Source organism: Polynucleobacter sp. 73C-SIWE, assembly GCF_018882465.1.
In the GTDB taxonomy this organism is placed as follows: domain Bacteria; phylum Pseudomonadota; class Gammaproteobacteria; order Burkholderiales; family Burkholderiaceae; genus Polynucleobacter.
Window position 1 is genome coordinate 359768 of record NZ_JACVOK010000001.1, and the last position, 26835, is coordinate 386602.

The 26835-nt window shown below is 46.1% G+C and carries 26 protein-coding genes and 1 pseudogene; 13 read left to right on the forward strand and 14 right to left on the reverse strand.

The features are described from left to right. Positions 1-62: 62 nt before the first annotated feature. Complete coding sequence (locus tag ICN17_RS01870) at positions 63-704, reverse strand: outer membrane protein assembly factor BamE (RefSeq protein WP_255538239.1); 642 nt, start codon at positions 702-704, stop codon at positions 63-65. Positions 705-840: 136 nt separating this feature from the next. On the opposite strand from ICN17_RS01870, the gene fur reads away from it, so the two are divergent. After that, complete coding sequence (gene fur / locus ICN17_RS01875; RefSeq protein WP_087909190.1) at positions 841-1296, forward strand: ferric iron uptake transcriptional regulator; 456 nt, start codon at positions 841-843, stop codon at positions 1294-1296. A 92-nt stretch (positions 1297-1388) separates the two neighbouring features. On the opposite strand, the gene gap is transcribed toward fur, so the two are convergent. Together gap and tkt are read right to left on the reverse strand one after the other, a co-directional pair. Next, on the reverse strand, positions 1389-2417 hold the full coding sequence (gap, locus tag ICN17_RS01880) for a type I glyceraldehyde-3-phosphate dehydrogenase (RefSeq protein ID WP_216235937.1): 1029 nt from the start codon (positions 2415-2417) through the stop codon (positions 1389-1391). Positions 2418-2456: 39 nt separating this feature from the next. Next, entirely contained in the window at positions 2457-4451 is a 1995-nt protein-coding gene (gene tkt, locus ICN17_RS01885; RefSeq protein ID WP_216235938.1) for a transketolase, read from the reverse strand. A 43-nt stretch (positions 4452-4494) separates the two neighbouring features. Between tkt and ICN17_RS01890 the strand changes: the two genes are divergently transcribed. Next, the gene (locus ICN17_RS01890; RefSeq protein WP_216235939.1) at positions 4495-5256 is read left to right on the forward strand and encodes a 16S rRNA (uracil(1498)-N(3))-methyltransferase; all 762 of its coding nucleotides are present in this window, start codon (positions 4495-4497) and stop codon (positions 5254-5256) included. 32 nt (positions 5257-5288) lie between these two features. On the opposite strand, the gene ICN17_RS01895 is transcribed toward ICN17_RS01890, so the two are convergent. Both ICN17_RS01895 and ICN17_RS01900 read right to left on the reverse strand, forming a co-directional pair. Beyond that, positions 5289-5909 carry a barstar family protein gene (locus ICN17_RS01895; RefSeq protein WP_216235940.1) on the reverse strand — a complete coding sequence of 207 codons (621 nt, stop codon included), beginning with the start codon at positions 5907-5909 and terminating at the stop codon, positions 5289-5291. A 128-nt stretch (positions 5910-6037) separates the two neighbouring features. Beyond that, positions 6038-8359, reverse strand: coding sequence for an NADP-dependent malic enzyme (locus tag ICN17_RS01900; protein ID WP_216235941.1), 2322 nt, complete (start codon positions 8357-8359; stop codon positions 6038-6040). A gap of 84 nt (positions 8360-8443) precedes the next feature. On the opposite strand from ICN17_RS01900, the gene thiL reads away from it, so the two are divergent. From thiL to ICN17_RS01915, 3 genes are read left to right on the forward strand one after another with little or no spacing between them, the layout of a single operon-like run. After that, positions 8444-9466 (forward strand): thiamine-phosphate kinase, encoded by a 1023-nt coding sequence (gene thiL, locus ICN17_RS01905; protein ID WP_216235942.1) that lies wholly within the window; start codon positions 8444-8446, stop codon positions 9464-9466. Further along, entirely contained in the window at positions 9463-10026 is a 564-nt protein-coding gene (locus tag ICN17_RS01910) for a phosphatidylglycerophosphatase A (protein WP_216235943.1), read from the forward strand. The genes thiL and ICN17_RS01910 overlap by 4 nt, the downstream gene beginning before the upstream one ends. Then, positions 10023-10517 (forward strand): CinA family protein, encoded by a 495-nt coding sequence (locus ICN17_RS01915; protein ID WP_216235944.1) that lies wholly within the window; start codon positions 10023-10025, stop codon positions 10515-10517. Before ICN17_RS01910 ends, ICN17_RS01915 begins: the two co-directional genes overlap by 4 nt. Here ICN17_RS01915 and corA read toward each other — a convergent pair whose 3' ends face one another. Further along, a complete protein-coding gene (gene corA / locus ICN17_RS01920) occupies positions 10518-11483 on the reverse strand; it encodes a magnesium/cobalt transporter CorA (protein ID WP_216235945.1) in 966 nt (321 codons plus the stop codon). 73 nt (positions 11484-11556) lie between these two features. On the opposite strand from corA, the gene pyrF reads away from it, so the two are divergent. Then, positions 11557-12399 carry an orotidine-5'-phosphate decarboxylase gene (gene pyrF / locus ICN17_RS01925; protein ID WP_216235946.1) on the forward strand — a complete coding sequence of 281 codons (843 nt, stop codon included), beginning with the start codon at positions 11557-11559 and terminating at the stop codon, positions 12397-12399. Positions 12400-12425: 26 nt separating this feature from the next. Here the strand turns inward: pyrF and mtgA are convergent, their stop codons facing one another. The 6 genes from mtgA to mpl form a co-directional block, all read right to left on the reverse strand. Beyond that, the gene (gene mtgA / locus ICN17_RS01930; RefSeq protein WP_216235947.1) at positions 12426-13169 is read right to left on the reverse strand and encodes a monofunctional biosynthetic peptidoglycan transglycosylase; all 744 of its coding nucleotides are present in this window, start codon (positions 13167-13169) and stop codon (positions 12426-12428) included. A gap of 24 nt (positions 13170-13193) precedes the next feature. Further along, a complete protein-coding gene (aroE, locus tag ICN17_RS01935; protein ID WP_216235948.1) occupies positions 13194-14099 on the reverse strand; it encodes a shikimate dehydrogenase in 906 nt (301 codons plus the stop codon). Between the two features lie 42 nt (positions 14100-14141). Next, complete coding sequence (locus tag ICN17_RS01940) at positions 14142-14912, reverse strand: energy transducer TonB (RefSeq protein ID WP_255538240.1); 771 nt, start codon at positions 14910-14912, stop codon at positions 14142-14144. Positions 14913-14985: 73 nt separating this feature from the next. Next, positions 14986-16989, reverse strand: a complete 2004-nt coding sequence (locus ICN17_RS01945; protein ID WP_216235950.1) for a ribonuclease catalytic domain-containing protein — start codon at positions 16987-16989, stop codon at positions 14986-14988. A gap of 2 nt (positions 16990-16991) precedes the next feature. Beyond that, positions 16992-17726 carry a 3-oxoacyl-ACP reductase FabG gene (gene fabG, locus ICN17_RS01950; RefSeq protein WP_216235951.1) on the reverse strand — a complete coding sequence of 245 codons (735 nt, stop codon included), beginning with the start codon at positions 17724-17726 and terminating at the stop codon, positions 16992-16994. 40 nt (positions 17727-17766) lie between these two features. Continuing rightward, positions 17767-19164, reverse strand: a complete 1398-nt coding sequence (gene mpl, locus ICN17_RS01955) for a UDP-N-acetylmuramate:L-alanyl-gamma-D-glutamyl-meso-diaminopimelate ligase (protein ID WP_216235952.1) — start codon at positions 19162-19164, stop codon at positions 17767-17769. A gap of 26 nt (positions 19165-19190) precedes the next feature. Between mpl and ICN17_RS01960 the strand changes: the two genes are divergently transcribed. The 7 genes and pseudogenes from ICN17_RS01960 (at position 19191) to ICN17_RS01985 (ending at position 24841) form a co-directional block, all read left to right on the forward strand. Beyond that, positions 19191-19718, forward strand: a complete 528-nt coding sequence (locus tag ICN17_RS01960; RefSeq protein WP_216235953.1) for a TlpA disulfide reductase family protein — start codon at positions 19191-19193, stop codon at positions 19716-19718. Positions 19719-19910: 192 nt separating this feature from the next. Further along, on the forward strand, positions 19911-20360 hold the full coding sequence (gene aroQ / locus ICN17_RS01965; RefSeq protein WP_216235954.1) for a type II 3-dehydroquinate dehydratase: 450 nt from the start codon (positions 19911-19913) through the stop codon (positions 20358-20360). A gap of 36 nt (positions 20361-20396) precedes the next feature. Next, a complete protein-coding gene (gene accB, locus ICN17_RS01970; RefSeq protein WP_216235955.1) occupies positions 20397-20861 on the forward strand; it encodes an acetyl-CoA carboxylase biotin carboxyl carrier protein in 465 nt (154 codons plus the stop codon). A gap of 44 nt (positions 20862-20905) precedes the next feature. Beyond that, positions 20906-22270 (forward strand): acetyl-CoA carboxylase biotin carboxylase subunit, encoded by a 1365-nt coding sequence (gene accC / locus ICN17_RS01975; RefSeq protein WP_216235956.1) that lies wholly within the window; start codon positions 20906-20908, stop codon positions 22268-22270. A 16-nt stretch (positions 22271-22286) separates the two neighbouring features. Further along, positions 22287-23207: pseudogene (gene prmA, locus ICN17_RS10345) on the forward strand (50S ribosomal protein L11 methyltransferase); the annotation flags it as partial. After that, complete coding sequence (locus ICN17_RS10350) at positions 23196-23816, forward strand: DUF3426 domain-containing protein (RefSeq protein WP_255538318.1); 621 nt, start codon at positions 23196-23198, stop codon at positions 23814-23816. The pseudogene prmA and the gene ICN17_RS10350, both read left to right, overlap by 12 nt. A 65-nt stretch (positions 23817-23881) precedes the next feature. Further along, positions 23882-24841 (forward strand): carbohydrate kinase family protein, encoded by a 960-nt coding sequence (locus ICN17_RS01985; protein ID WP_216235958.1) that lies wholly within the window; start codon positions 23882-23884, stop codon positions 24839-24841. A gap of 196 nt (positions 24842-25037) precedes the next feature. On the opposite strand, the gene ICN17_RS01990 is transcribed toward ICN17_RS01985, so the two are convergent. Together ICN17_RS01990 and ICN17_RS01995 are read right to left on the reverse strand one after the other, a co-directional pair. Further along, positions 25038-25319 carry a hypothetical protein gene (locus ICN17_RS01990; protein WP_370625933.1) on the reverse strand — a complete coding sequence of 94 codons (282 nt, stop codon included), beginning with the start codon at positions 25317-25319 and terminating at the stop codon, positions 25038-25040. 332 nt (positions 25320-25651) lie between these two features. Next, positions 25652-26824 (reverse strand): ribonucleotide-diphosphate reductase subunit beta, encoded by a 1173-nt coding sequence (locus ICN17_RS01995; protein ID WP_216235959.1) that lies wholly within the window; start codon positions 26822-26824, stop codon positions 25652-25654. Positions 26825-26835 lie beyond the last annotated feature (11 nt).

The following is a 26835-nucleotide window of genomic DNA, read 5'->3' on the forward strand; positions in this document are numbered from 1 at the left end:
TTTCATCACTTCAAATTAAAGGTAATTACAGTTTGACTTGGGTACCAATACAGCCATCATTTTTACTTCTTCACCTCTGTAGCAGGTGGAACATTCAGCGTACCTGGCCCCAAAGTTTCAGGTTGTGACACAGCTTGACCATCTGATGACTTCGAGGAACCAAATAAATCCCAAAACGAACCCTGACTTGCAGCCGGAGCTGCTGGTACAACCGCACCCTTAGGTAAATTATTTGTTGGGCTTGCAACCAACAACTCTGGTTGCTGTAATGGGGGCGTTACTGGGGGCTTATTAGAGCCTGTGACCACGTCCCAGAAAGAGCGTTTTGTTTTGGCGTAGTTATCAATCTCAGCAACCAATTCGATCTCTGTTGGCAGGGCGTCTCCTTCAAACCTCACTACTTTGTCGCCGTCAAAAAAGATAGTGACACGGCGCTCTTTAGCGATACGCTGTCCAGAACGCTTAAATTCAAAAACATAATCCCAGCGATTCGCATGGAAATAGCTAGCTAATAAAGGCGTACCCAGAATTTGACGGACCTGCTCGCGACTCATTCCTAATTGCAACTTCGAGTATTGCTCGCTTGAAATAAAATTTCCCTGAACAATGTCCGGAACATAAGGTCTAAATACTTTATTCATAAAGTCGCGCTGAGTATTATCAACAGCGGAAGTACAAGCGGTAAGCCCTAAAAGAGCGGTCATGGCAAAAGCGGCGAGCCCTAGGCGTATAAAGCTGGAAACCCCAAAAAAAAGAGGGTTCAAAAAACGACTAAAAAGTTCAAGGCAATTTTGCATGGCTGGCCGTATCATTAAGACATTGATTTTAGCTCCCAAAGCCATGAATACGAACCAAAACCCTACTCCTGCAGATTTGCGCGACATTGGCCTAAAGGCCACGGGTCCACGCATGAAAATTCTGGATTTTTTTCATCAAAATGGTGGCACCCACTTTAGCGCTGAAGACGTCTTTTTAGCCCTAGCAAAAGAGGATCAGGAAATTGGTCTCGCTACGGTTTATCGGGTTCTAACCCAATTTGAGCAGGCGGGCTTACTACTCCGCAGCCATTTTGAGTCTAGTAAAGGGGATAGCAGAGCAATCTATGAGCTTAATGAGGGCCAACACCACGACCACCTAGTTTGCCTTGATTGTGGCCATGTGGAGGAGTTTGTGGATGAGGCAATTGAGAAAAGACAGCGAGATATTGCTAAAAACCTAGGATTTAAGCTCCAGGAACACTCCTTAGCAATGTACGGGCATTGTCAGAAGAAAAACTGCCGAAATAAGCAAAAATAAGCACTTTTCTGCAGCCTACTAATGAAAAAAGACCTCAAATTGAGGTCTTTTCTACTTTTTGACTACTTTTAATGAATTTTAAGCACTTTTAATCACTTTACAGCTATTAATGCCTCAGCCGCATTGAGCATCTGCACTGAATAACCCCATTCGTTGTCATACCAGGCCAATACTTTGACCAACTTTCCATCTGCGGAAACGCGCGTCTGGGATGCATCATAAATACTTGGGCGTGGATCATGGTTAAAGTCGATCGAAACCAGGGGCAAGGTATTAAAGCCCAAGATTCCTTTGAGCTCACCCTCGCTGGCAGCTTTCAGGATGGAATTCACTTCATCCACGCTAGTGGCACGACTTGCCGCAAACGTTAAATCAACGACTGATACATTGATTACTGGCACACGCATTGCAAAACCATCAAAACGGCCGGCCAATGCTGGCAATACCAAACCAACTGCTTTAGCAGCGCCAGTTTTCGTTGGGATCATGCTGGTAACAGCAGAACGCGCTCGACGCATATCCTTGTGATAGACATCAGTCAATACTTGATCATTTGTAAAAGCATGAATAGTTGTCATCAAACCAGACTCAATACCAATTTTTTCTAACAATGGTTTGACCAAAGGTGCGAGACAGTTGGTTGTACAGCTTGCGTTAGAAACCACTACATCCTTTGGCTTTAATACATTTTGATTGACGCCATAAACAATCGTTGCATCCACATCTTTTTCACCGGGCGCAGAAATTAATACCTTCTTCGCACCCTGTTGAATATGAATCATGGCTTTTTCTTTAGAGGTGAACTTACCAGTGCACTCTAAAACTAAATCTACCCCTAACTCACCCCATGGAGTTTCAGCTGGATTGCGGGTACAAAACATTTTGATGCGATCACCATTGACCACCATGTAATCACCGTCTACGCTCACTTCTGCAGGGAAGCGACCGTGCGCAGAGTCATACTGGGTAAGGTGGGCATTGATGGCGATATCGCCCATAGCGTTAATCGCGACAATCTTGATATCACGACGTGGTTTGCCGTTGACTTGATCTTCGTACAAGGCCCGCAATACCATGCGCCCAATACGTCCATAACCATTAATTGCGACACGAATTGTCATTTATTTCCCCTTACTAATATTGAATTTATTTATTTCGATTTACTTCTTCGAGATGCATTGCTTGACAGTCTTGGCAATGTGATCCACTGTCAAACCAAAATATTCATACAACTGGCCTGCAGGTGCAGACTCACCAAAAGTATCTACGCCGTGCACTGCTGCACATCCATACTTCCACCAGAAATCAGTCACGCCCGCCTCAACAGCAATGCGTGGAATATTAGCTGGCAATACTTTAGATTTGTACGCAGCATCTTGCTGATCAAATACCGTCGTTGATGGCATAGAAACTACCCGAATACCTAGACCATCTTTGGCCAAGTGCTCTGCTGTTTGTAAAGCGAGTGCGATTTCAGAACCAGTGGCGATAATGACTGCATCAATCTTTCCAGATTGAGGATCGCGCAACACATAGCCACCCCGTGCAATATCTTTAATTTGCTGGCTATTGCGAGAAACGAACGGGCAGTTCTGACGGCTGAAAATCAAGGCGCTAGGGCCATTCTTGCGCTCAATAGCAGAACCCCAAGCTACAGTGCTCTCGGTGGTGTCACAAGGGCGCCAAACCATCAGGTTCGGGATTAATCGTAAACTAGCAACGTGCTCCACAGATTGGTGGGTTGGACCGTCCTCACCAAGGCCAATAGAGTCATGGGTGAAAACAAAAATACTCCGCAACTTCATCAATGCAGCCATCCGTAAAGCATTGCGACTGTAATCTGAGAAGGTTAAGAAAGTGCCACCGAATGGAATGTAGCCACCATGAAGAGCAATACCATTCATGATGGCGCTCATACCAAATTCGCGCACACCATAATTAATATGGTTACCCCATTGATCGCCACGCACTGGTTTGCATGAAGACCAGTTAGTTAAGTTTGAACCGGTTAAATCAGCAGAGCCTCCCATAAACTCTGGTAAAGCTACTGATAATGCCTCAATCGCATTTTGACTGGCCTTACGAGTTGCAACAGTTTCTGCTTTGGATTGGCAAGTTTTTAAGTACGCATTCAGCGTGGCTGAAAAGTCTTTTGACAAATCGCCTTGCATGCGACGCTGTAATTCAGAAGCAAGCTCTGGGAATTTATTTTTGTATTTCTGAAATTCTTTATTCCACTCATGCTCAGCAGCTTGTCCGCGCTTTTTAAAATCCCAAGCAGCATAAATATCTTTTGGAACTTCAAACGGTGCATAAGGCCAATTCAATGCAACACGAGTTGCAGCAATTTCTGCTGCACCCAGTGGCGAACCGTGCACCTTATCGCTGCCAGCCATATTCGGCGAGCCTTGGCCAATGGCTGTCTTACAGCAAATCAGTGTTGGTTTGTCGCTCTTTTTAGCCTTCGCAATTGCAGCAGAAACTGCTTCTGCATCATGGCCATCAACATTGCGAATAACATTCCAGTTGTAAGCCTCAAAACGCTTGGGCGTATCTTCGTTAAACCAAGAAACAACCTTGCCATCAATCGAGATGCCATTGTCATCCCAAAGTGCAATCAACTTGTTCAGTTTTAATGTGCCAGCCAATGAGCAAACTTCATGGCTAATACCCTCCATCAAACAACCATCACCTAAAAACACATAGGTGTAGTGATCAATGATGTTGAGACCAGGACGATTAAATTCATCGGCTAATAATTTTTCAGCAAGTGCCATGCCTACTGCATTGGAAATTCCCTGGCCAAGTGGGCCAGTAGTTGTTTCAACACCGGGTGTAATTCCATACTCTGGGTGTCCTGGCGTTTTGCTGTGCAATTGACGGAAATTCTTGAGCTCTGCAATCGGTAAGTCATACCCAGAAAGATGAAGCAAGGAATACAACAACATCGAGCCATGGCCATTGGATAAAACAAAACGATCGCGATCGATCCAATGCGGATCTGTTGGATTATGTTTTAGATGTTCATTCCAAAGCCCAACGGCAATATCAGCCATTCCCATTGGCATGCCAGGGTGACCTGAATTTGCCTGTTGAACAGCATCCATGGATAAAGCACGTATGGCATTGGCCATGCGAATTTGAAGGTTTGACATCGTAAAGTGCTCTCGAGGAAAATAAATTGGCTATATTTCAGTAATGCCTCAATTTTATCTTCCCGGGCCATGGGAATCCCAAAAGCCAACTACCCTCACTGCTGAGGTCGCCCATCACTTGCGAGTTCGGCGCATCCAAGCCGGGGAATCCTTTCCTGTATTTGATGGCAAGGGGCAGGTGGCCCAGGCAGAACTCCTCTCTTTAACTGCTAAAACAGGGCAAGTTCAACTCAGCAATATCCACGCCGACACCCATCGCGAGACTACTTACGCGATTACTTTGGCCCAAGGACTTGCTGGCGGCGACAAAATGGACTGGATTGTTGAGAAGGCTGTTGAAACTGGAGCTCAAATCATTGCCCCCATGCAGTGTGAGCGCTCTGTCTTAAAGCTCACACGCTCAAGCGATCAGGATCGCGCCCAAAAACGCCTTGCTCATTGGGAAGGAATTGTTCAGGCAGCGTGCGAACAATGTGATCGCACTGTATTTGCCTCCATTGAGCCTATTCAGACTTTTGATGCTTACCTAAAATCCAATCCAAAACCAGCACTAAAACTTTTACTGAGTCCGGATGCTATAAAAAGCATGCATTCAGTCCTAATGGAAAATTCTCCTCAAGATATTATTCTCATGATCGGTCCAGAGGGTGGTCACTCACCGGAAGAAGAGGCTCAAGCTCAAGCTGCAGGCTACCAATTGGTTTCACTTGGAGAGCGTGTCCTCAGAACAGAAACTGCGGGAACTGTTGCCATTACAACTGTCCATAGTATCTGGAGCCCTGAAATGCAAAATCGCCTCAAATAGAGGCGATTCCTGGGTTTGCAGCCTTTTAGAGATTAAGCAAAAGAATAGAAAACCCGATATGGTGTGCGGCGCTCAGCCCAAAAATCAACAGCATCACGGAAAACATCTAAGAGAGTTTCACGCGCTTCTTTGTCAAATTTCTGAGTACATGGCAAGCCTTCGAGAACCACTACAAATCCTGGCTGTTGACCAGCTTTATCCGTAGTTGTAGTCAATGCATCCAATAGTGGATCAAAGTTTTTGGCTTGCTGCTTAGTAAAGGAATAAGCAATTGCAATTGCCTCGAGAACTTCACCTTTAGTCATTGCATTTGTGCAATTAGCATAGATGAAATGTTGACCAAGTTCAGTTGCGGCTTCCTGTAAATCTGGAGTACGAAAAGCGCGAATTGATTGCACGATGTTAGTGCGCACACTGCGCAACATTGCCGGCGGTCCGGCATCGCGAACGGCCAAAGCGGCACGCCAAGAAGCTGTCACTTTTTTCCCCGAAACTTGATTTGCTGCATAGGTTTGTAAACGAGATAAACCGCCTTGGGCATAAACATTGGCAGCAGATGATTCAGTTTCTAGTCGATCATTACTGTCCCAACTTTCAGCGCGGCTATGTTCTTCGAAGCTGGCTAAATCGGTGTTTTCAATGCGATTATTCATGATGGATGCTAGGTTACCCTTAACACGCCATCAAATCAAGCCCAAATACAGTGCATTTTATATAAACCATTGATTTATATAGGACAAATATATGTAAGCTATTACTAACTTACATATATCCAAATCACTTAGGAGATGCCTCTCGCGTTGCTAGCAGCCTCTACTACAGCCAAAGTTGTCACATTGACGATCCGGCGAACAGTGGCTGCTGGAGTCAGAATATGGATTGGCTTTGCAACACCCAACAATAATGGGCCGATAGCGATACCGTTGCCCGCAGCCGTTTTTAATAAATTGTAAGAAATGTTAGCAGCATCAATATTTGGCAGAACGAGAAGATTTGCATCCCCCTTCAGCGGCGAGGAGGTCACGGCCCCAGCACGAATGGTTTCGTCTAAAGCACTATCGCCATGCATTTCACCGTCAACCTCTAAATCAGGTGCTGCTTTTTGAATCAATGCCAGCACTTCACGCATTTTGACTGCGGAAGGCGCATTACTGGAACCAAAGTTCGAATGCGACAGTAATGCCACTTTTGGCACGATGCCCAATTTACGCATTTCACTAGCGGCCATCAAAGTCAGCTCCGCTAATTCTTCAGCGGTTGGATCGATATTAATGTGTGTATCCACCAAAAATACTTGGCGTCCCGGAAGAATTAATCCAGACATAGCGCCATAGACATTCGCACCAGGCTCACGTCCTACTACCTCGTCAACGTATTTCAGATGTGTTGCAGAGTTACCGATTGTTCCGCAAATCATGCCGTCCGCCATACCCTTAATGATCATGATTGAACCAATCAAGGTATTGCGACGACGCATCTCAAGCTTTGCAAAAGACTCTGTAACACCTTTTCGTTCTGTCATCCCCAAATAGGTTTGCCAGAAATCGCGGAAACGAGCGTCATTTTCTGGGTTAACCACTTCAAAGTCATCACCCATCTTCATGCGCAGACCAAACTTATCAATACGGTGTTCTATCACTGCTGGACGACCAATCAAAACCGGGGTGGCAAGATGCTCGTCAATAATGATTTGGACTGCACGTAATACGCGTTCATCTTCACCCTCAGCAAACACAATCCGTTTTTGATTTGGTGGTACACGCTTTGCAATACTAAAGAGCGGCTTCATCAAAGTACCAGAGTGGTACACAAATTGTTGCAGCTGATTGCGATATGCATCGAAATCTTTGATCGGACGCAAGGCAACGCCGTCATCCATAGCGGCCTTCGCTACTGCGGGAGCAATCACCGTGATCAAGCGTGGATCAAACGGCTTCGGAATCAAGTACTCAGGACCAAAGGAAAGGTTCTCAATGCCATAAACGGATGCAACTACCTCGCTCTGTTCAGCTTGCGCCAGCTCAGCAACTGCTTTCACGGCAGCCACTTCCATGCCGCGCGTAATCGTGGTTGCACCAACATCTAGGGCACCACGGAAGATGAATGGGAAACATAGTACGTTGTTTACTTGGTTCGGGTAGTCAGTACGGCCCGTAGCCATCACTGCATCTGGACGAACTGCTTTCACTTCTTCAGGCAAGATCTCTGGGGTTGGATTTGCCAAGGCATAAACCAATGGCTTAGGTGCCATCTTTTTCACCATATCTTGCTTTAAGACGCCGCCAGCAGAAAGACCCAAGAAAATATCAGCACCTTCAATAGCCTGATCCAAAGTACGCAATTCTGTTTCTTGGCAGAACGGCTCCTTCTCTGGATCCATTAACTCCTTACGACCCTTGTAAGCAACGCCAGCTAAATCGGTTACCCAGATATTTTTACGTGGGATGCCAAGGTCAACTAGGAGATCCAAGCAAGCCAATGCCGCTGCGCCCGCACCGGATGTCACAAGCTTCACATTGCTCACATCCTTACCAACTACTTTTAGGCCATTGATAATTGCTGCAGCAACCACAATCGCAGTGCCGTGCTGATCATCATGAAAGACTGGAATCTTCATCCGAGCTTGTAACTTACGCTCGACCACAAAACAATCAGGCGCTTTGATATCTTCTAAATTGATGCCGCCAAAAGTTGGCTCTAATGCCGCAATGATTTCAACTAACTTGTCCGGATCATTTTCATTCACTTCAATATCAAAAACATCAATGCCAGCAAATTTCTTAAAGAGAACTGCTTTCCCTTCCATCACTGGCTTACTTGCCAATGGTCCAATATTGCCCAAGCCTAAAACAGCAGTACCGTTTGTAATTACGCCCACTAAATTTCCGCGCGCGGTGTATTTAAAAGCATTAGCTGGATCTTTAACAATCTCCTCACACGGTGCAGCAACACCTGGGGTGTAAGCAAGCGCTAAATCGCGTTGGTTGGTGAGTTGCTTGGTTGGGGCAATCTCAATCTTGCCTGGGGTAGGAAACTCGTGATACTGGAGGGCAGCCTCTCTTAGGGCTGCAATTTGTTGCTCTTTATTGTTTTCTTTGCTCATCAGCGTGCTCTTTGTTAATACAGATTTAAGTGTCCAATTCTATTCCTCTCGAGCGCTTACCTCCCAAGAGCCATAAAATGGGACATGCCTTCTGAATCTAAGTCTTTCGGTGAATTTGATCTCATCCAGCGTTTTTTTAAAACGGGTGCAGACCAGATGCGCTCAAATAGCGACCAAGCCATTGTCCTGGGTATTGGTGACGATTGCGCCCTTCTAAAGCCTATCCCAGGGGAAGAAATTGCCATTACCAGCGACATGCTGGTTGAAGGCAGGCATTTTTTTACCGATGCCGATCCTGGCTTATTGGCCCGAAAAGCCCTAGCAGTCAACCTTTCCGACCTTGCAGCAATGGGGGCAAAGCCGCTTGGATTTACCTTGGCAATTGCTCTACCGAAGGTCGATATAGCCTGGCTTGAAGCTTTTTCCAAGGGAATCTTTGCCATTGCAGATCAATATTCCTGCCCATTAATAGGCGGTGATACCACTGCTGGGCCCCTCACCATTTCCATTACGGCATTTGGTAGCGCTCCATCTGGAAAGGCCATTCGTAGATCAGGGGCAAAAGCCGGGGATGATATTTGGGTATCAGGCACTGTTGGTGATGCGAGACTCACGCTTGCTGCACTGCGTCATGAAATCAACCTATCTACTATCGAGCTAAAAGAAATAGAGCATCGCATGCATGCTCCAGTCCCTCGTATAGATCTCGGCATCAAACTACGCAGCATTGCAAGTGCTGCCTTGGATGTATCGGATGGCTTACTTGGTGATCTAAAGCACATTCTCAATCAATCACAAGTTGGAGCAGAGGTATTTTTAGATCAACTTCCAAAATCTGTAAGCTTACAAAAACAAAGTGAAGCCATTCAAAATCAATTTGCCGCTTCTGGTGGCGATGATTATGAAATCTGCTTTACTGCTCTAGCTGCGCACAGAGATGCCATCGATGCAATCAGTAAAGAATTGCATTTACCCATCACCAGAATTGGTCGCATTACAGCAAACACCGGAGCAACTGAAACATTGCAATTACTAAACAATGGCGACTTACTCAGTGATAACCAAACTGCTGCGCTACTCAAGTCTTTTGATCACTTTGCAAAATGAATGTTTCCAAAGATACATACTCAACAACACCCACCTTTAAATGGGTGCGGCAAACTGCTAGTCGCATTATCGCTTTTGGCTTTGGTAGCGGCCTCAGCCCCATTGCACCTGGGACTGTGGGCACCCTCTGGGCTTGGGCAGCCTTCCTAGTAGGCGAATACTTTTTATCTACCGAAGACTTTCTTTGGATTATTGGCTGCGGCACACTGCTAGGTTGCTGGGTCTGCGGTCATGTCAGTGAAGAGTTAGGTAAGAAAGATTTCGGGGGTATTGTTTGGGATGAAATTATTGCCTTTTGGATTGTTCTAATTTTGATCATGCCTACTTCTATTTGGATGCAAGCAATTGCTTTTGGACTCTTCCGTTTTTTTGATGCTGTCAAACCAGGCCCCATTGGTATGATTGATCGTCACTTTAAAAATTTAGACGGTAATCTTAAGGAAACATCCAGCATACTGCAAATCATTTGGCGTGGGTTTGGCATCATGGTGGATGATCTTGCTGCAGCTTTCTTTACACTCCTAGCGATTGCCTTGATCCAAAAAATCATTCCAATATGAAACCGATTGATCATGCGAAAAAACTTGCCCCACTTTTACTAGCGAGAGGATGGAAAATAGCGCTCGCTGAATCTTGCACTGGCGGCATGGTATGCGCCACCCTGACAGAATTATCTGGCTCAAGCGAGTGGTTCGAGCGCGGCTACATTACTTACAGCAACCAAGCTAAAACTGAATGCCTAGGGGTTCCGGAGGCGCTAATACAGAACCATGGGGCAGTCAGCGAGCCAGTAGCCAAGTCTATGGCTCAAGGCGCTCAGCATAATGCCGGCGTTAACGTAGGCGTTTCCATTACTGGGATTGCTGGGCCAACAGGAGGCACAGCAGAAAAGCCCGTGGGCACAGTTTGCTTTGGGTGGACCATGCCAAGCGCTTCGGGTGAGCATGTCACCACCTGTCAGACGAAATTATTTAGCGGAGACAGGCAATCAATACGGCAACAAGCCACTGAATATGCTTTAGCTGGCCTACTTCAATTACTCAACAACTGATTACTTCATCCAGCCTTTGCTATAGAAATATCCTAATGGAATAACGGCTGAAATAATCATTGCAGCAATTGCCATTGGATAACCCCAAGTAGCATCTAGCTCTGGCATATGCTTATAGTTCATACCCCAAATACTTGCCAGTAAAGTGGGTGGCATTAAGGCGACAGATACCACCGAGAAGATCTTGATAATCTTAGATTGGTTCAAATTAATGAAACCAACCGTTGCATCCATTAAGAAGTTAATCTTATCGAATAAAAATGCTGTGTGGTTCTCTAGAGAGTCAATATCACGCAAAATTTGACGTGCCTCTTCTTGCTGCTCATCGGATAACAACTTGCTGCGCATCAGGAAAGATAAGGCTCTGCGGGTATCCATCACATTACGACGAATACGTCCGTTGGTATCTTCTTCTTTCGCAATTGTCTCTAACACCTCAGCGGCATCAGCATCATTAATGCTGTCAGATAGCACTCGCTTACCCGCTTGCTCGAGGTTTTCATAAACTTCTTCCAAGGCATCGGCAGAGTACTCAGCATCAGTGGAATATAAATCCAGTAAAACATCTTTTGCATTGCTCACCGAACCAGGACGTAAACGAGCACGCAGTCGCACCAAGCGGAACACTGGCAAATCTTCATCATGAATGGAAAACAATACTTGCTTAGTCAGGACAAAAGCGACTCGTACGTTACGAGAAGTTTCTTCTTCATCCAATAAGAAATCAGTACGAATATGGAGATGGCCATCGTCAGCCTCAAAATAACGCGCAGAGGCTTCTAAGTCGCCCAAGTCATCCAACTCAGGCAAAAGTACCCCAAATGCCTCTTTAATCCAAATAAGCTCCTCTTCCTCTGGATCAACGACGTCGATCCAGATAGGATTAGCGTATTGCAACAATTCATTGCGATCTTCGACTTGCTCTTGAGAGAGGCGGCCATTTTGCAGGACGAACAAGTTGATCATGGTGAACTCCTAAGGAATGTGCGCTAGTTTATCCTATACAACATGACAGTTTCACTAAAATAAGCCAAATCCAATGAACTCTCGCTCAAATACCTTTAACCAGCAACTCCAGTCTGCATGGGCTTCACAAGGCAGCATGCTGTGTGTTGGTTTTGACCCAGACCCAAAGCGCTTGCCCCTATCCCTTCAAGGCAAGCCTGAGGGGATTTTTGAGTTCTGCCGTGACATTGCCGATGCCACTGCGGATTTAGTCTGTGCGTTTAAACCCCAGTTTGCGTACTTTGCCTCCCAAAGAGCTGAGGCTCAATTGGAAAAGCTCATTAGGTACCTCAAGGATAAATACCCCCATATCCCCGTGATCTTGGATTCTAAGCGCGGTGATATTGGGAGCACAGCAGATCACTACGCTCTGGAGGCCTTTGAGCGCTATGGAGCTGATGCGGTCACAGTTAATCCTTATATGGGCTTTGACACTATCGAGCCTTATCTGAAGCATGCAGGCAAAGGAGTGATTGTGCTGTGCCGCACCTCGAATCCTGGTGGCTCAGATTTGCAATTTCTGAATATTGCCTCTGGAGAACCCCTCTATTTGCATGTGGCCAAACTGGCTGCAAAAAAGTGGAATGGCTCCGGTCAGATTAGTCTCGTTGTAGGCGCCACATACCCTGAAGAAATCGCCAAAGTGCGTGCCCTTGTTGGTGATATGCCCTTGCTGATTCCAGGCATTGGTGCTCAAGGTGGTGATATCGATGCAACAGTAAATGCAGGTCGCATTGCGGGCGCCCCTGGTGCCGGGATGATCATCAATTCATCTAGAGCTATTTTGTACGCAAGCACTGGCCATGATTTTGCCCAGGCCGCAAGAGCAGTAGCGCAAAGCACGCGTGATGCACTCAGAGCTGCAGCTGCTAAATAAGCTAGCACCCTAATTTATTTGTCTCGTTATTTACTATTTTTAGGCGTTGGGTAAGGCGCTAAAGCAACTCGATCCATATTTTCTAAGATGAAGTCTTGGCGAGTTGGAAAGTGAATATTAGACTTACGACAATACTGAGGTTTGTCAAAACACTTGGGTGACGGTAACGCGGAACCTAAAGCAGCAGCCTGATCGCGCCCCAATACTGCTGGAGTCGTTGCGTAATAATAATGAGCTGCAGCACCAATACCAAAGATGCCCTCGCCCCACTCTACTGAATTGAGATAAATCTCAAATAAGCGCTCTTTGGAAAGCGTGAGCTCTAGAAGTCCAGCAATCATGAACTCTTGACCTTTGCGCAAATAATTTTGTTCAGAAGAAAGAAATAGGTTTTTAGCCAGCTGCTGGGTAATAGTTGAACCACCACGCAATGCAGTCTTAGAGCTACTTCCTGACTGAGCCTTTTGCTGATTCTTTTCCCAGGCTTTTTTCATATCCTCAATCCGAAAGCCTTTGTGCTGAAAAAAGATATCGTCCTCGCTAACCAATACCGCGCGCTTGAGATTATTAGAAATTTGCTTATAAGGCGTCCACTCTGAATAAACCGGGCACGACCAATACCATGAACACAAACGCCAACGTTCAGCCCTTTGAAACGAAGTGCTAGCAGGATTAAACACAATCCATAGAGCAATCTGAAGCGCAAAGTAAATCTGCATTGCTAAAAAACCAGCGAGCAGGCATTTAACTAAATAAGTGAGCCAACGCATCAGAAATTATACTTAGCAGGCAAGTTAACTACGGAGTTTAGCCAATACTGCGCGGGGATCAATCGCTGTGGCTAAAGCTTGACCTCGCCACAATAAGAAAGCATCAGCAGCCTGTTCTACCAACATGCCTAAGCCATCGCTCACGCGGGCACCCTTTTGCAAGGCCTGCTGCATAAAGGCGGTAGATTTTCCGTAAACCATATCGTATGCAAATGAACTCGGCACAAAAATATTAGCTGCAGCAGTGAGAGTCAATGGAGATTCGTCAACTAACCCAGCAGCCGTTGCATTAATCACTAAATCAAATGCATATGGAGTTCTTGCAGCATCTTCGAGCTGCGCCAACGCTCTAGACTCCAGCGCCACTTCTTTTGTAGCCGCAAGGTCGGCAAATAACTTCACCAGCTCTTCGGCTTTTGAGCTTGATCGATTAGCAATCACCAAACACTTGGGAGATTGCTCTAGTAAAGGCCCAATCACGCCGCGGGCTGCGCCGCCAGATCCTAAGAGCAAAATTCTGGATTGCGCAATCGAAATTCCTTGGGCCAATAAATCACGCACCAGGCCTGCACCATCAGTATTGTCACCATAAATCTTGCCGTCTTTTATCCATAGTGTATTAACGGCTCCTGCCAACTGAGCACGCGCACTCAATACATCAGCAAACGCTTGTGCATCTAATTTAAACGGTACGGTGACATTCATCCCTTTGCCACCCGCAGCGAAGAAAGCTTTTGCCGCTATTACAAATGCATTGATATCAGGTTGTAAGCGGCCATAGTGCATTTTTTGCTTAGCTTGCTCTGCAAAGCGTTGATGAATAATAGGCGACTTACTATGGGCGATTGGATTACCAGCAACAGCGTAAACATCCACCCCAGAAAATACACTGGGATCAGTATGCAGATCGGCTGAGTTGGATGAATTCATGATGACTACAGAATAAGCGAATTTACGAACTATTTTTCAAAATTAATGGCGCAACTCTAGGCGATCAGCGCCATCCCGCGTGAACTCAAACGTAGAAATCCAATCCAGTACATCGATCTGATTGCGCATTTCCGAGGGAAAAGGCCCAAAGGGTGCAGAGGCGCGCACGATTGCGATCGCTTGACGATCCAATTCTGGATTGCCTGAACTGCGACCGATCGATAAGCCATCCTTACCCTGAGCATTCGTAGTAATTCGTCCCTGAGCATCCACGCTGACCACAATCACTAGGCTGCCATACAAAGGACGGCCATTGGCGCGAGGAAAAAATGCACTCCCATAAGCCTCAATTTTTTGACGCATCGCATCGTAGTAATGTGCAAATGTCACCGCTTTGGCACTAGTACCGGTTAAGACTTTACGGCGTGGTTCACGACCATCAGCCTGCAAACGCTTGGCTAACTCAGCTTCAAGTGAATTGAGCTGAGGCGTCATTTTCTGATCATCCCCACTCTTGCGTCCACCTGAACGAGTCCGCTGCTCATCTAACTTTGCCAACATTTGCTTTTGCTGCTTTTCTAAAACCTCAAGACGAGCCTCTGCTCCTAAGCGAGCACGGTGTAATGCAGTTGCATCTTGATTGCTTGTTTTGCCACCGCCCTGTAAATCTGCTTGCGCTAATTTATTAGCCTCTTTAGGTGGGGATTTATTGCTGGCATTGACCAAGACGACACTTAAGGGGGTGTTCAGGCGACGATTCTCAATCTCCCCAAAACCCCAGCGTACCGATAAAAAAATTATATGGATAAGCAACGAAACACAAAGTGCCAAACGAAAAGGGTGGTGGCGCCAAGCAGTCTGAAGGTAAAGCACCGCTTTGTTCAATTTAGGCTGTACTACCATCTTCATCTGCACTAGGCTCAGGCGCCTCAAGCTTGGCTTCAATTTCCAATACTCTGACAGCGACACTTAATTGCAATAAATCGACATCCGTTAAAACCACTTCAGCACGAGTCATGCGTGGATGGCTTGCTAATTCTGGAATCGGGAGATGCAGCGGTACCAACTCGAGTCGAGACATGCCTTCTTTTAAATGACGCACCTGTACATTCTTTGACTCACCATCTTGAGTAGCCCAACGCAGACACCAGTATTTTTCTAATCTGTCCTGGTATTCACCATAGGTTTGATAGGAAGATTCAAAGTCGGCTGCAATACCCATTAAAGCGGCATCACGAGGCGGAAATGGCGCCACCATCTTTGCGGTCACACCATGCTTAGCCAAGGCAATCAGTTGCCATTGGTTTACTAAATCAGAGTAGCGGCGCAGTGGTGAGGTACACCATGCGTAGAAATCTAAACCCAAGCCTTCATGTGGGCCCGGGGTTGTTTGCATCCGAGTGCGCAATGGACCCCAACCCTTCTGCGTTCTGAATAAACCAGGCAAACCATGATCAGCCAGGAGCTGACCAGAAGCGCTATTACAGAAAATCATCCACTCAGCAACAATCGTATCGAGAATAGAACCACGCTGACGCGGAACAATCTCAACACGCTGTACTCCATTGACATCCTGAATCTGGAAATGAAAATCCCTCGCTAAAGCATTAGGATCAATAAGGCCTAACTGTTCGGCGCGAAGGCCATTAGCAACTCTTTTTTCTTGACGCGCTGCATGAAGATGCTTAGCAGCCTTCCATAAAATCGCGAGCTCTTGACGATAAGAATAATTGGCATCCTCATCCTGCAAACTCTCTTCGCTGACGAGATGCTCAATCTCCTCTAAGCGCAAATTGGCTGCCATGGGCACCATCTCGGCGCGCATTTGCAAGGAATCTCTATTTACAAGCCCCTCGTCATCAATATCCACATAGATCGACAAGGCTGGCCTAGGCGCACCCTCATCCAAAGAAAATTGCTCAATGACTGAGTCCGGCAACATAGTGATTTTGTCGCCGGGGAAATACACGGTAGACATGCGAGCACGCGCTACTTGATCCAAAGGATCATCTTTAGCGATCGCTAAACCAGGAGCAGCAATATGAATACCAATGCGATGACCACCGCCCTCTAAATCTGTCACCGATAAAGCGTCGTCTATCTCCGTTGTACCTGCGTCATCAATTGAGAAGGCTTTTACGTCCGCAAGCGGTAACTCTGCAATGGCAGCGGTATAGGCAGCTTGATCAACCCCAACACTTTGACTATGTGTCGCACCATTTGGGAAATGTGCCTTGAGAAACATTCCTTGGTGATACGCCAGAGGTGAATCAATTGCGCCACACCGAATCATTAACTGCGCAGGAGACTCCCCGGTCTCAGTGCACGCAGCCATTAAAGCTTTATAGGCATTAGTATTTTTATCGGGTGAAAACAATAACTGCTGAGCAGATGATTTGAGTGCTTCCGGGAAAGCACCAGCAACCAATTCTTGTTGCCATGCGGACTGCTGTTCGAGCTCTTTTTGTTTACGCTCAAGCGCAGCTAAACCCGCCTGTAATTGTTCCAGTGGCGCCCTCTGAAAACGACCGCGGCCCTTACGACGGAAAAATACTGGGGCTCCTTGCAAAGCAATCCCCAAGGAAACTTGCTGTGGAATAGTCGCTTGCGCACCAAAGTACTCATGAGAAACATCGACTAGACCAAACTCTTCTTCAGGAGCGCAATCCCACAGCAATTGCAAATCGATGTCTTTGGATAGAGCAGTAGCCTCATCCATTACAGCTTGAGCTTGCGGCTTGTCAAAGCGCAACCAAACTTCTTTAGCTTTGAGCTTGATCTTTTTTCCAGAAAGACTAGTCGCCTGCCAAGACTCAGCGTCACCCGAGCCTGATCCAGACTGCACTGTGGCAATCTTGATATCGCCACCTTCTTCATATAAAAGATTCATGCTTAGAGAGAGATTCCGCCGCTAGCCTCTAAAGCAACGCCATTGATATAACTAGCCTCATCACTAGCTAAGAATAGATACACATTAGCCATTTCTTCTGGGGTGCCAAGGCGCCCAAGCCAACTCCGCCTCTCAATATCTTGCAAAATATTTTCGGGCATTGCTTTCACCATCTCGGTTGCAATAAATCCGGGGCATACCGCATTTACACGAATACCTTTAGGCCCAAGCTCACGCGCCCAAGTCTTGGTAAAGCCAATGACGCCAAACTTAGTCGCAGAGTAATTGGTCTGGCCAAAGTTACCGTACAGACCAACAACACTGGAGGCATTCACAATTGCACCAGACTTAGCTTCTAACATATGCGGAACAATTAACTGCGTGCAGTTAAATACGCCTTTCAAATTGACATCAATCACCGTATCAAACTGAGCCTCTGTCATCTTCACTAAACGGGCATCTTGTGTAATACCGGCGTTATTAATCAAGATATCGATATGGCCATGCTTTTGCATCACTTGATCCACAACTGCCTGAATACTAGCGCGATCGGTCACATTCATGGCATATGCTTCTGCATTCGGAATTTGTGCAGCAGCCCCTTTTACAGACTCTAGATTCATATCAGCAATGATCACAATTGCGCCCTCCTGGGCAAAGCGTTGGGCAGTAGCAAAGCCAATCCCTTTTGCGGCGCCCGTGATGATTGCTACCTTATCTTTTAATCTATTACCCATGATTTACTCTCTGTATTTAGATTGATCCTGATCGCGCCTGTTAAACAGTAATCGCTTTTAATAATTTTTGATGCACTCCGCCAAATCCACCGTTACTCATAACCAAAATATGATCGCCAGGTCTTGCTTCTTTTGCAACTGCATTGACTAAGGCATCCAGATCATCAAAAGCTTGCGCCTTACCTTGCTCTTTTGCGTTGAGTGGAGATAAAACCTCCGCCAAATCCCAGCCTAGAGACTCTTTACCCGTATTGGCACCATAAGCAAAAACGACATCGGCTTGACTTAGGCTACCAGGAAGCTGAGCCTTCATGACACCCAGCTTCATCGTATTGGAACGAGGCTCCAATACTGCCAGAATGCGCGCTTTGCCAACGCGACGGCGTAAACCATCTACCGTGGTTGTAATAGCGGTTGGATGATGTGCAAAATCGTCATAGACAGTAATGTCATTTGCAACACCAATTGTTTCAAGACGTCGTTTGACATTTTTAAATTCGGCTAAAGCGCGTGCAGAATCTGCTGGTGAAATACCGATGTGATTAGCTGATGCAATGGCTGCTAATGCATTGAGTTGATTGTGTCGACCCATCACCCCAGAGTCCATAGCCCAAGTTACTTTGGCGACTTCTTTGCCGGACTGACACACAATAAATCCATCACCATCTTGAGAAATGAATGACCACTCGTTGCTAGACTCATGACCAAAATGCTCTACTGGTGCCCAGGCGCCTCTGGTAATTACATTTGCGAGTGCTGGCTCTTCGCCATTCACCACCAGTAACCCATCGCCAGGAACGGTACGAACCAAATGGTGAAACTGGGTTTCAATGGCGGCTAGATCAGCAAAGATATCCGCATGATCAAACTCCAAATTATTTAATAAAGCGGTGCGCGGTCTGTAGTGAACAAACTTACTTCGCTTATCAAAGAAAGCTGTGTCATATTCATCAGCCTCGATCACAAAGTATTTACTCTCGCCCAGACGTGCAGAGACTGTGAAATTGAGCGGCACTCCACCAATTAAATATCCCGGCTTGTAGCCATTAAATTCAAGGATCCAAGTAAGCATAGCGGATGTAGTTGTCTTGCCATGTGTACCAGCCACCGCTAAAACATGTCTGCCATATAAAACTTGTTCGCCGAGCCACTGGGGACCAGATATATAAGGGAGTCCCTGGTTAAGGATGGCTTCCATTAGGGGATTACCGCGAGAAACTACATTGCCGATCACAAATAAATCAGGCATCGTCTCAAACTGCAATAATTGATCCGGTGAAAATCCTTCAATCAATTCGATGCCTTGAGCCTCGAGTTGAATACTCATTGGTGGATACACGTTAGCATCACAACCAGTTACACGATGCCCGGCTTGCCGAGCAATTGCGGCAATGCCGCCCATGAAAGTACCGCAGATGCCCAAGATATGTATATGCATCTACGAATTTTAGCGAAGGAGTTGCAATGAACCGAAGACAATTACTCACCATCTGCGGAATTAGCCTCATTGCCTTGCTCGGTGGCGTCTTTACTTCACAATGGATTTCCAAAACCGGCCTAGCTAGTGATCCTTCAGTAAAAGCCTTTTTTGCCAATCCTTGGCAAACTCCAGATGGAAAACCTGTCAATTCAGCCGAATGGCAAGGAAAAGTCCTAGTGGTGAACTTTTGGGCCTCTTGGTGCCCTCCATGCGTGGAAGAAATGCCGACTTTAGACCTGCTTTCACAAGAGTACTTGCAACAAAATGTCTTATTTGTCGGTATCGGTATCGATTCTCCATCTAATATTCGTGAATTTCTGAAAAGCACCCCTGTTTCATATCTAATCCTCATTGGCGGACTTGAAGGAAGTAATCTATCCAAGCAAATGGGCAATACCCAAGGTGCCCTGCCTTATACGGTCATTATTGATGCTAAAGGTAAATCAACTTACACAAAATTAGGGAAGATAAGCGAAGATGAGCTCAGAAAGGCCATTAAAGCTGCTTTATAAGTAATTTTATTAATTTTTGAAGATGCTGACATTCCCCCTTAATGCACAAAAATGAGGCAATAAGCCTCATTTCTTCCAAAAAACTTGGCTCAAGAATCCTCAAAATTCCCTTTTTCACTATTTTGAGCGGGTATACTGCTGATATAGCATGTGAAGCAATTAACATCTAACTGCCTTTAAAAACAGGGATCTATGTCGAAAAAAGCTTCAATTCTCGTAATTCAGGGTCCAAATCTCAACCTGCTAGGTACACGTGAACCAGAGGTTTATGGGAAAACTACCCTGGCAGATATTCATCAGAGGCTAGAAGATCTGGCTAAAGCCCAAGCGGTAGAGCTGAGCACTTACCAAAGCAATCATGAGGGCGAGCTAATCGACCGCATTCAAAAGGCCAAACTAGAAGGGGTTGATTTCATCATCATTAATCCAGGTGCATTTACCCACACTAGCGTAGCTTTGCGTGATGTTTTGGCTGGGGTTGCCATCCCTTTTGTGGAAATCCATTTATCCAATATTCATCAGCGAGAAGAATTCCGCAAACACTCATACCTATCTGACATTGCAACCGGGGTGATTTGTGGCCTAGGTGCGATTGGTTATGAATTAGCCCTGCAGGCAGCAGTTGCCCGCTTAAACAAATAAATCTATTTAAAGAATTACAAGAGAGGAAGCACTCGCATGGATCTGAGAAAACTAAAAACCTTAATCGACCTAGTTTCTGAATCAGGCATTTCAGAGTTAGAGGTTAACGAAGGTGAAGACCGTGTACGTATCGTGAACTCTGGCTCTGCGATCCCTACTGGACAAGTCGTTTATGCAAATCCTGCGCCTGCTCCAGCCGTGCAAGCTGCTCCTCCAGCTGCCCCTGCACCAGTAGCGCCAGTAGCAGAAGTTCCTGCTGCCGAAACTGGTTTTGTTGCTCGCTCCCCAATGGTAGGCACTTTCTACCGCGCTCCAAATCCAGAGTCTCCAAACTTCGTCAACATTGGTGATACTGTCAAAGTAGGTCAAACACTTTGCATCATCGAAGCGATGAAATTGCTCAATGAGATTGAGTCAGAGCATGCTGGTGTAGTGAAAGAGATTCTTTGTGAAAACGGTCAAGGTGTTGAATTTGATCAGCCACTGTTCATCATCGCTTAATTCATTAAGCCCTCTAATCCATTACTACCTAACTTAGAGCCGACATGTTCGATAAGATTCTGATCGCCAATCGGGGAGAAATTGCTCTCCGTATCCAACGCGCATGCCGCGAGTTGGGAATTAAAACTGTCGTGGTGTATTCCACTGCAGACAAAGAAGCAAAGTATGTGAAGCTAGCCGATGAAGCCGTCTGCATTGGTCCAGCACCTTCCCCGCTAAGCTATCTCAACATGCCTGCAATTATCTCTGCGGCTGAAGTAACTGATGCCGAAGCCATTCACCCCGGTTACGGCTTTCTTTCTGAGAACGCTGACTTTGCCGAACGCGTTGAGAAATCTGGCTTTGCCTTCATAGGACCAACTGCAGCATCGATTCGCCTCATGGGTGACAAAGTATCGGCAAAACGCGCCATGATTAAAGCCGGTGTTCCGTGTGTCCCTGGATCTGAAGGTGCCTTACCCGATAACCCAAAAGAAATTATTGCCACTGCAAAAAAAGTAGGTTACCCAGTTATCATTAAAGCTGCTGGTGGTGGTGGTGGACGAGGCATGCGGGTTGTTCATACTGAGGCAGCGCTGATTAATGCTGTCAATATGACAAAGGAAGAGGCTGGTCGCGCCTTTGGCAATCCAGAGGTGTACATGGAGAAGTTTTTAGAAAAACCTCGCCACGTTGAGATTCAAATTCTGGCTGATACGCATGGCAATGCGATTTGGCTTGGCGAACGTGATTGCTCCATGCAACGCCGCCATCAAAAAGTGATTGAGGAAGCTCCAGCACCCGGTATTGATCGTCGCTTGATCGCCAAAATTGGTGAGCGCTGCGCAGAAGCCTGCCGAAAAATTGGTTACCGCGGTGCAGGTACGTTTGAGTTCCTCTACGAAAACAATGAATTCTTCTTTATTGAGATGAATACCCGCGTTCAAGTTGAACATCCAGTGACTGAAATGATTACTGGCGTAGATATCGTTCAAGAGCAGATTCGAATTGCATCTGGTCTCAAATTATCCTACCGTCAAAAAGATATTGTGTTCCGTGGCCATGCCATTGAATGCCGTCTGAATGCTGAAGATCCTTTCAAGTTCACACCAAGTCCTGGGAAAATTGGCTCATTCCACATGCCAGGTGGTCCCGGAATTCGTGTCGACTCTCATGCCTATAGCGGTTATGTAGTTCCTTCTAACTATGATTCCATGATTGGGAAATTAATTTCTTATGGCAATACTCGCGAACAAGCGATCCGCCGTATGCAAATTGCCCTATCGGAGATGGTGATTGATGGCATTACTACCAACGTACCCTTGCACCGTGAATTAATGCTAGATCCCAACTTCATGGAAGGTGGCACTAGCATTCACTATCTGGAGCATCGCCTAGAAGAGCAAGCCGCAAGTCGCGGAAAACCTTAATTAATGCGAGTGCCTTATGTCTTATCGTGAACTAGTCTTCACGGTAGTTGCTGAAACAGCAGAACCATTAGGTGATGCGCTACTGGAATTAGGCGCGCTATCTGTCACGGTAGAAGATGATGCGGCTGGTGGATACGATGAGAACCCGCTCTACGGAGAGCCTGGTCTATCCCCCGAAGTACAGGCCTGGGATAGATCCTCGGTAACCGCCCTCTTTAATCCCGATATTGATGCTTCAGCTAGTGCAAACTTTATCCCTGAATTACTTGCCTCCCTAAAAGAGGCTGGCTTTAAGTTATCAGCTCCCCAGGAAAAAATCGTTGAAGAACAGGATTGGGTCAGACTTACCCAAAGCCAATTTGCTCCTATTCCCATTGGTAAACGAATTTGGGTTGTACCCTCTTGGCATGACGCTCCCACCGATCCAAATGCAATCTGCTTGGCTGTTGATCCAGGTTTAGCTTTTGGTACTGGTAGTCACCCCACTACCCATTTGTGTTTGTTATGGCTCGAAGAACATGGCAATCTAAATAAGCAAAGTTTGCTCGATTACGGTTGCGGCTCGGGCATTCTTGCCATTGCCGCTGCAAAACTTGGTTGCAATCCGGTTGTAGGAACCGATATCGACCCTCAAGCGATGGTTGCAGCACGTAGCAATGCACAAATCAATAACACCGTCATTCAGTTTGTTTTGCCTAATGAAGATGCGCCAGAACTTGCCGCAGAAACTAAATACGACATTGTGATGGCCAATATCTTGGCTAACCCGCTACAAGTATTGGCTCCAGCATTGGTTAACAAAATGCGTTCAGGCGGACAAATTGTTCTGTCTGGAGTACTTGCACGCCAAGCGGACGAAGTGATTGCCACCTATAGTCAATGGCTCAAACTCTCTGTCTGGAAAGAAAATGATGGATGGGTTTGCTTGCACGGAACCCTATCAAAAGATAAGGACGTCAGCAAGACCACTCTTTTAGATACGCCTGCGCAAAAAAAAAGAGTTAAGTTAGCTCTACTAGGCTGCTTTTTTGTTCTGCTGCTGGTATTTGGTGAGCATCTGGCAAGAAATTCTTTGCTTCCCGCATTAGCACCTCGGGTTGATGGCACATCAAATGCTTTTTTAGTAAATTCATTTACTGTTTTGCAGAACTTTGATGAAAAAATTTGTCGCGCGCTAGGCTGCGTAAACCGCCCTGTAAGCGATTTTGCTGCGTGGAAAATAACTTCAGCCGCCTTATCACCTGAAAACGCACGAGAGGGCCTTAAAAGCGGCGCAAATCAATCAATACTGCAAGTTGAAATACAAAATCGTCTTGCACTCTCTGTTTTAGCCCCAAATTTAGAAATTTCCCTCACCGATGCAGAAGAGGCTGAGATCAAATCTCTCCAATTCTCACCAAAAGAATGGTTACCTACTGCTTGGCAAGAGTCTCATCCTGATTTTTTGCGCATAGGTATCGCCTCAGGGGAGCAAATACAAACTTCATTAGCAATTCAATTGCCGCAGAATGCTGCAGGCTATCGAGTAAGAGTTGTTTACCCCTAATGCCTATCTCATTTTTCTTTATTCTTGATCCTAATTCATATTTACCCCATTACAGAAAGTAACTTATGGCTAGCTTGATCTGTGGCTCTATTGCCTACGACACCATCATGAACTTTGAAGGCAAATTTGCCGACCAAATCCTGCCTGAGCAGATTCATATCCTGAATGTGGCCTTCTTAGTCCCAACGATGCGCCGAGAATTTGGTGGTTGCGCAGGCAATATTGCATACAACCTGAAGCTTTTAGGTGGCGATCCCATCATCATGGCAACTGTTGGCGGCGATGCTACCCCCTACATGAAGCGTCTTGAGCAGCTGCAGATTGATGCTAGCCACATTCGTCAAATTGACCAGTCTTTCACAGCCCAAGCGATGATCACAACCGATCAAGCCAATAATCAAATTACCGCTTTTCATCCGGGCGCCATGGGTGAATCCCACTTAAACAAAGTATCCGCAGTAATAGCTGAGCGCAGCAAAAATACTAAAGGTGCAGCTAAATTCGGAATCGTTGCCCCAGATGGTCGTCAGGGGATGTGGGAGCACTGCCATCAACTAGCAGAAGCCAATATCCCTTTTATTTTTGATCCAGGCCAAGGCTTACCCATGTTTAATGGGCCAGAACTTCTTGAGTTGGTTGATATTGCCAGCTACCTCGCGGTTAATGACTATGAAGGCGAAATGCTTTCTCAAAGAACCGGACTGAGTCTGGGTAAAGTGGCTGAACGGGTAAAAGCATTGATTGTTACCAAGGGTGCTGAAGGTGCGGACATTTACTCCGCTGGTAAATGTATTTCTATTCCGCCAGTACCTGCGGCAAAAGTAATAGATCCAACTGGATGTGGGGACGCATTCCGCGGTGGCTTAATTTTTGGACTAGAAAGAGGCATGGACTGGGAGACTACTGGTCGCCTGGCAAGTTTGATGGGCTCAATCAAAATTACCCATCAGGGACCACAAAATCACCAATTAAGCCAAACTCAGATTGCGGAGCAATTTAAAGCAGCATTCGGCTTTAGCTACTAAGCGCTATCGATAAATTCTAGGCAATAAAAAAGGGGTCTCGTTAGAGACCCCTTCTAATAACACCCGTCTGATTAAGGACGTGTGCCAGTTGGGAAGGGCCAAGCAGCGGCAGGGTTCAACGCACTAGTCGCTGATGCAGCTTTCTTAGCCGCGGGCTTTTTTACAGCAGAGCCCGCTTTCTTCGCAGCAGGCTTACTTACTTTTTTTTTGCTACGCGCTTTTTAGCAGCTGGACGCTTCTTAGCAGCTGGCTTCTTAGCAGCGGCTTTTTTAGCAGCTGGACGCTTCTTAGCAGCTGGACGCTTCTTAGCAGCTGGACGCTTCTTAGCAGCAGGCTTCTTAGCAGCAGCTTTTTTAGCAGCTGGGCGCTTCTTAGCAGCTGGCTTCTTCTTAGCTACTTTTTTAGCAGCTGGCTTCTTAGCGGCTACTTTTTTCTTAGCAGCTGGTTTCTTTGCAGCAGGTTTTTTCTTTGTTGCCATGTGTGTTACTCCTTCACGTGAGGATTAGTACAAACTACATTAAGAAGACCCGACCATCTAATTCCGCCTGGTTTTGCAACCTTTTGGAGCTGACGAGCGAGCCATTCATCGGCGCGCGGCTTGATGCTAAGTGCTGCACGCTAATGAATCCTGGAAAAAAAGCCGTGGCCCCAAAGGACAACGGCTTCTTAAATGTGCTGGAAAAAATAGAGAGGATAACCCAGGCACCCTTGAGCAAGGGTTTTCGGATTTGAGTCTGTTTTTGCTGACTTCTTAAACTATCCAACCGTCTAATCTCCAATTTGACCGGCTGTGCGCTTACTTACTACCAACTACTCCCAACTTAGCGCACCACCAGTTTGATACTCAATAACGCGTGTCTCAAAAAAGTTTCGTTCTTTCTTAAGATCAATCATTTCTGACATCCATGGAAATGGATTCTCTTCATTTGGGAACATCGCGTCAAGTCCTATTTGCAAACATCTGCGATTACAAATGTATCTTAGGTAGCCTTTGAACATCGGAGCGTTCAATCCGAGCACTCCTCGAGGCATCGTATCTTCGGCATAACGGTACTCTAATTCGACTGCTTTTTCGAAGATCGATTTAATCTCATCTTTGAACGCGGAAGTCCATAACTGCGGGTTCTCCAGCTTAATTTGGTTAATCAAATCGATACCAAAATTGCAGTGCATTGACTCGTCGCGAAGGATGTATTGATACTGCTCTGCGGCACCCGTCATTTTGTTTTGACGACCCATCGCAAGTATTTGCGTAAAACCAACATAAAAGAATAAACCTTCCATCACACAAGCAAAAACAATGAGTGAACGGAGCAAAGTTTGATCAGCTTCTAATGTGCCAGTCTTGAAATTTGGGTTAGTAAGTACATCAATATAAGGAATCAAGAACTCATCTTTAGCGCGAATCGACTCAATCTCGTTATACGCGTTGAAGATTTCGGACTGATCTAGACCCAAAGATTCCACAATATATTGGTAGGCGTGGGTATGAATTGCCTCTTCAAAAGCCTGGCGCAATAGGTATTGGCGGCATTCTGGAGCGGTAATGTGGCGATAAGTACCCAAAACAATATTGTTGGCAGCTAAAGAATCCGCTGTCGTAAAGAAACCAAGATTGCGCTTAATAATGCGACGCTCGTCTTCTGTCAGGCCATTTGGATCTTTCCAAAGCGCGATATCGCGGTTCATATTGATCTCTTGTGGCATCCAATGGTTTGCGCAACCAGCCAAATACTTCTCCCAAGCCCATTTGTACTTGAAAGGTACTAGCTGATTTACGTCAGTCTTGGCATTAATCACGCGCTTATCAGCAGCATTTACACGCAAAGCTGCGCCACCAGACAAATTTGTAGCAGGTGCGGCAGCTTGTGGCGCCATTGCGACTTGATCTGGCTGCGGACGTTGTGGCTCCACTGCTACCGGCTGCGGTGCAAGACCAGCTTTCGCTAGTGCTGGAGCAACTTCCTCTTCCCAATTCAACATAACTTTCTCCT

What these genes read in the sequence shown, in the direction of transcription:
- ICN17_RS01870 (WP_255538239.1), bottom strand. Translation starts at nt 704, where the DNA reads ATGACCGCTCTTTTAGGGCTTACCGCTTGTACTTCCGCTGTTGATAAT.
- fur (WP_087909190.1), top strand. Translation starts at nt 841, where the DNA reads ATGAATACGAACCAAAACCCTACTCCTGCAGATTTGCGCGACATTGGC.
- gap (WP_216235937.1), bottom strand. Translation starts at nt 2,417, where the DNA reads ATGACAATTCGTGTCGCAATTAATGGTTATGGACGTATTGGGCGCATG.
- tkt (WP_216235938.1), bottom strand. Translation starts at nt 4,451, where the DNA reads ATGTCAAACCTTCAAATTCGCATGGCCAATGCCATACGTGCTTTATCC.
- ICN17_RS01890 (WP_216235939.1), top strand. Translation starts at nt 4,495, where the DNA reads ATGCCTCAATTTTATCTTCCCGGGCCATGGGAATCCCAAAAGCCAACT.
- ICN17_RS01895 (WP_216235940.1), bottom strand. Translation starts at nt 5,909, where the DNA reads ATGAATAATCGCATTGAAAACACCGATTTAGCCAGCTTCGAAGAACAT.
- ICN17_RS01900 (WP_216235941.1), bottom strand. Translation starts at nt 8,359, where the DNA reads ATGAGCAAAGAAAACAATAAAGAGCAACAAATTGCAGCCCTAAGAGAG.
- thiL (WP_216235942.1), top strand. Translation starts at nt 8,444, where the DNA reads ATGCCTTCTGAATCTAAGTCTTTCGGTGAATTTGATCTCATCCAGCGT.
- ICN17_RS01910 (WP_216235943.1), top strand. Translation starts at nt 9,463, where the DNA reads ATGAATGTTTCCAAAGATACATACTCAACAACACCCACCTTTAAATGG.
- ICN17_RS01915 (WP_216235944.1), top strand. Translation starts at nt 10,023, where the DNA reads ATGAAACCGATTGATCATGCGAAAAAACTTGCCCCACTTTTACTAGCG.
- corA (WP_216235945.1), bottom strand. Translation starts at nt 11,483, where the DNA reads ATGATCAACTTGTTCGTCCTGCAAAATGGCCGCCTCTCTCAAGAGCAA.
- pyrF (WP_216235946.1), top strand. Translation starts at nt 11,557, where the DNA reads ATGAACTCTCGCTCAAATACCTTTAACCAGCAACTCCAGTCTGCATGG.
- mtgA (WP_216235947.1), bottom strand. Translation starts at nt 13,169, where the DNA reads ATGCGTTGGCTCACTTATTTAGTTAAATGCCTGCTCGCTGGTTTTTTA.
- aroE (WP_216235948.1), bottom strand. Translation starts at nt 14,099, where the DNA reads ATGAATTCATCCAACTCAGCCGATCTGCATACTGATCCCAGTGTATTT.
- ICN17_RS01945 (WP_216235950.1), bottom strand. Translation starts at nt 16,989, where the DNA reads ATGAATCTTTTATATGAAGAAGGTGGCGATATCAAGATTGCCACAGTG.
- fabG (WP_216235951.1), bottom strand. Translation starts at nt 17,726, where the DNA reads ATGGGTAATAGATTAAAAGATAAGGTAGCAATCATCACGGGCGCCGCA.
- mpl (WP_216235952.1), bottom strand. Translation starts at nt 19,164, where the DNA reads ATGCATATACATATCTTGGGCATCTGCGGTACTTTCATGGGCGGCATT.
- ICN17_RS01960 (WP_216235953.1), top strand. Translation starts at nt 19,191, where the DNA reads ATGAACCGAAGACAATTACTCACCATCTGCGGAATTAGCCTCATTGCC.
- aroQ (WP_216235954.1), top strand. Translation starts at nt 19,911, where the DNA reads ATGTCGAAAAAAGCTTCAATTCTCGTAATTCAGGGTCCAAATCTCAAC.
- accB (WP_216235955.1), top strand. Translation starts at nt 20,397, where the DNA reads ATGGATCTGAGAAAACTAAAAACCTTAATCGACCTAGTTTCTGAATCA.
- accC (WP_216235956.1), top strand. Translation starts at nt 20,906, where the DNA reads ATGTTCGATAAGATTCTGATCGCCAATCGGGGAGAAATTGCTCTCCGT.
- ICN17_RS01985 (WP_216235958.1), top strand. Translation starts at nt 23,882, where the DNA reads ATGGCTAGCTTGATCTGTGGCTCTATTGCCTACGACACCATCATGAAC.
- ICN17_RS01990 (WP_370625933.1), bottom strand. Translation starts at nt 25,319, where the DNA reads ATGGCAACAAAGAAAAAACCTGCTGCAAAGAAACCAGCTGCTAAGAAA.
- ICN17_RS01995 (WP_216235959.1), bottom strand. Translation starts at nt 26,824, where the DNA reads ATGTTGAATTGGGAAGAGGAAGTTGCTCCAGCACTAGCGAAAGCTGGT.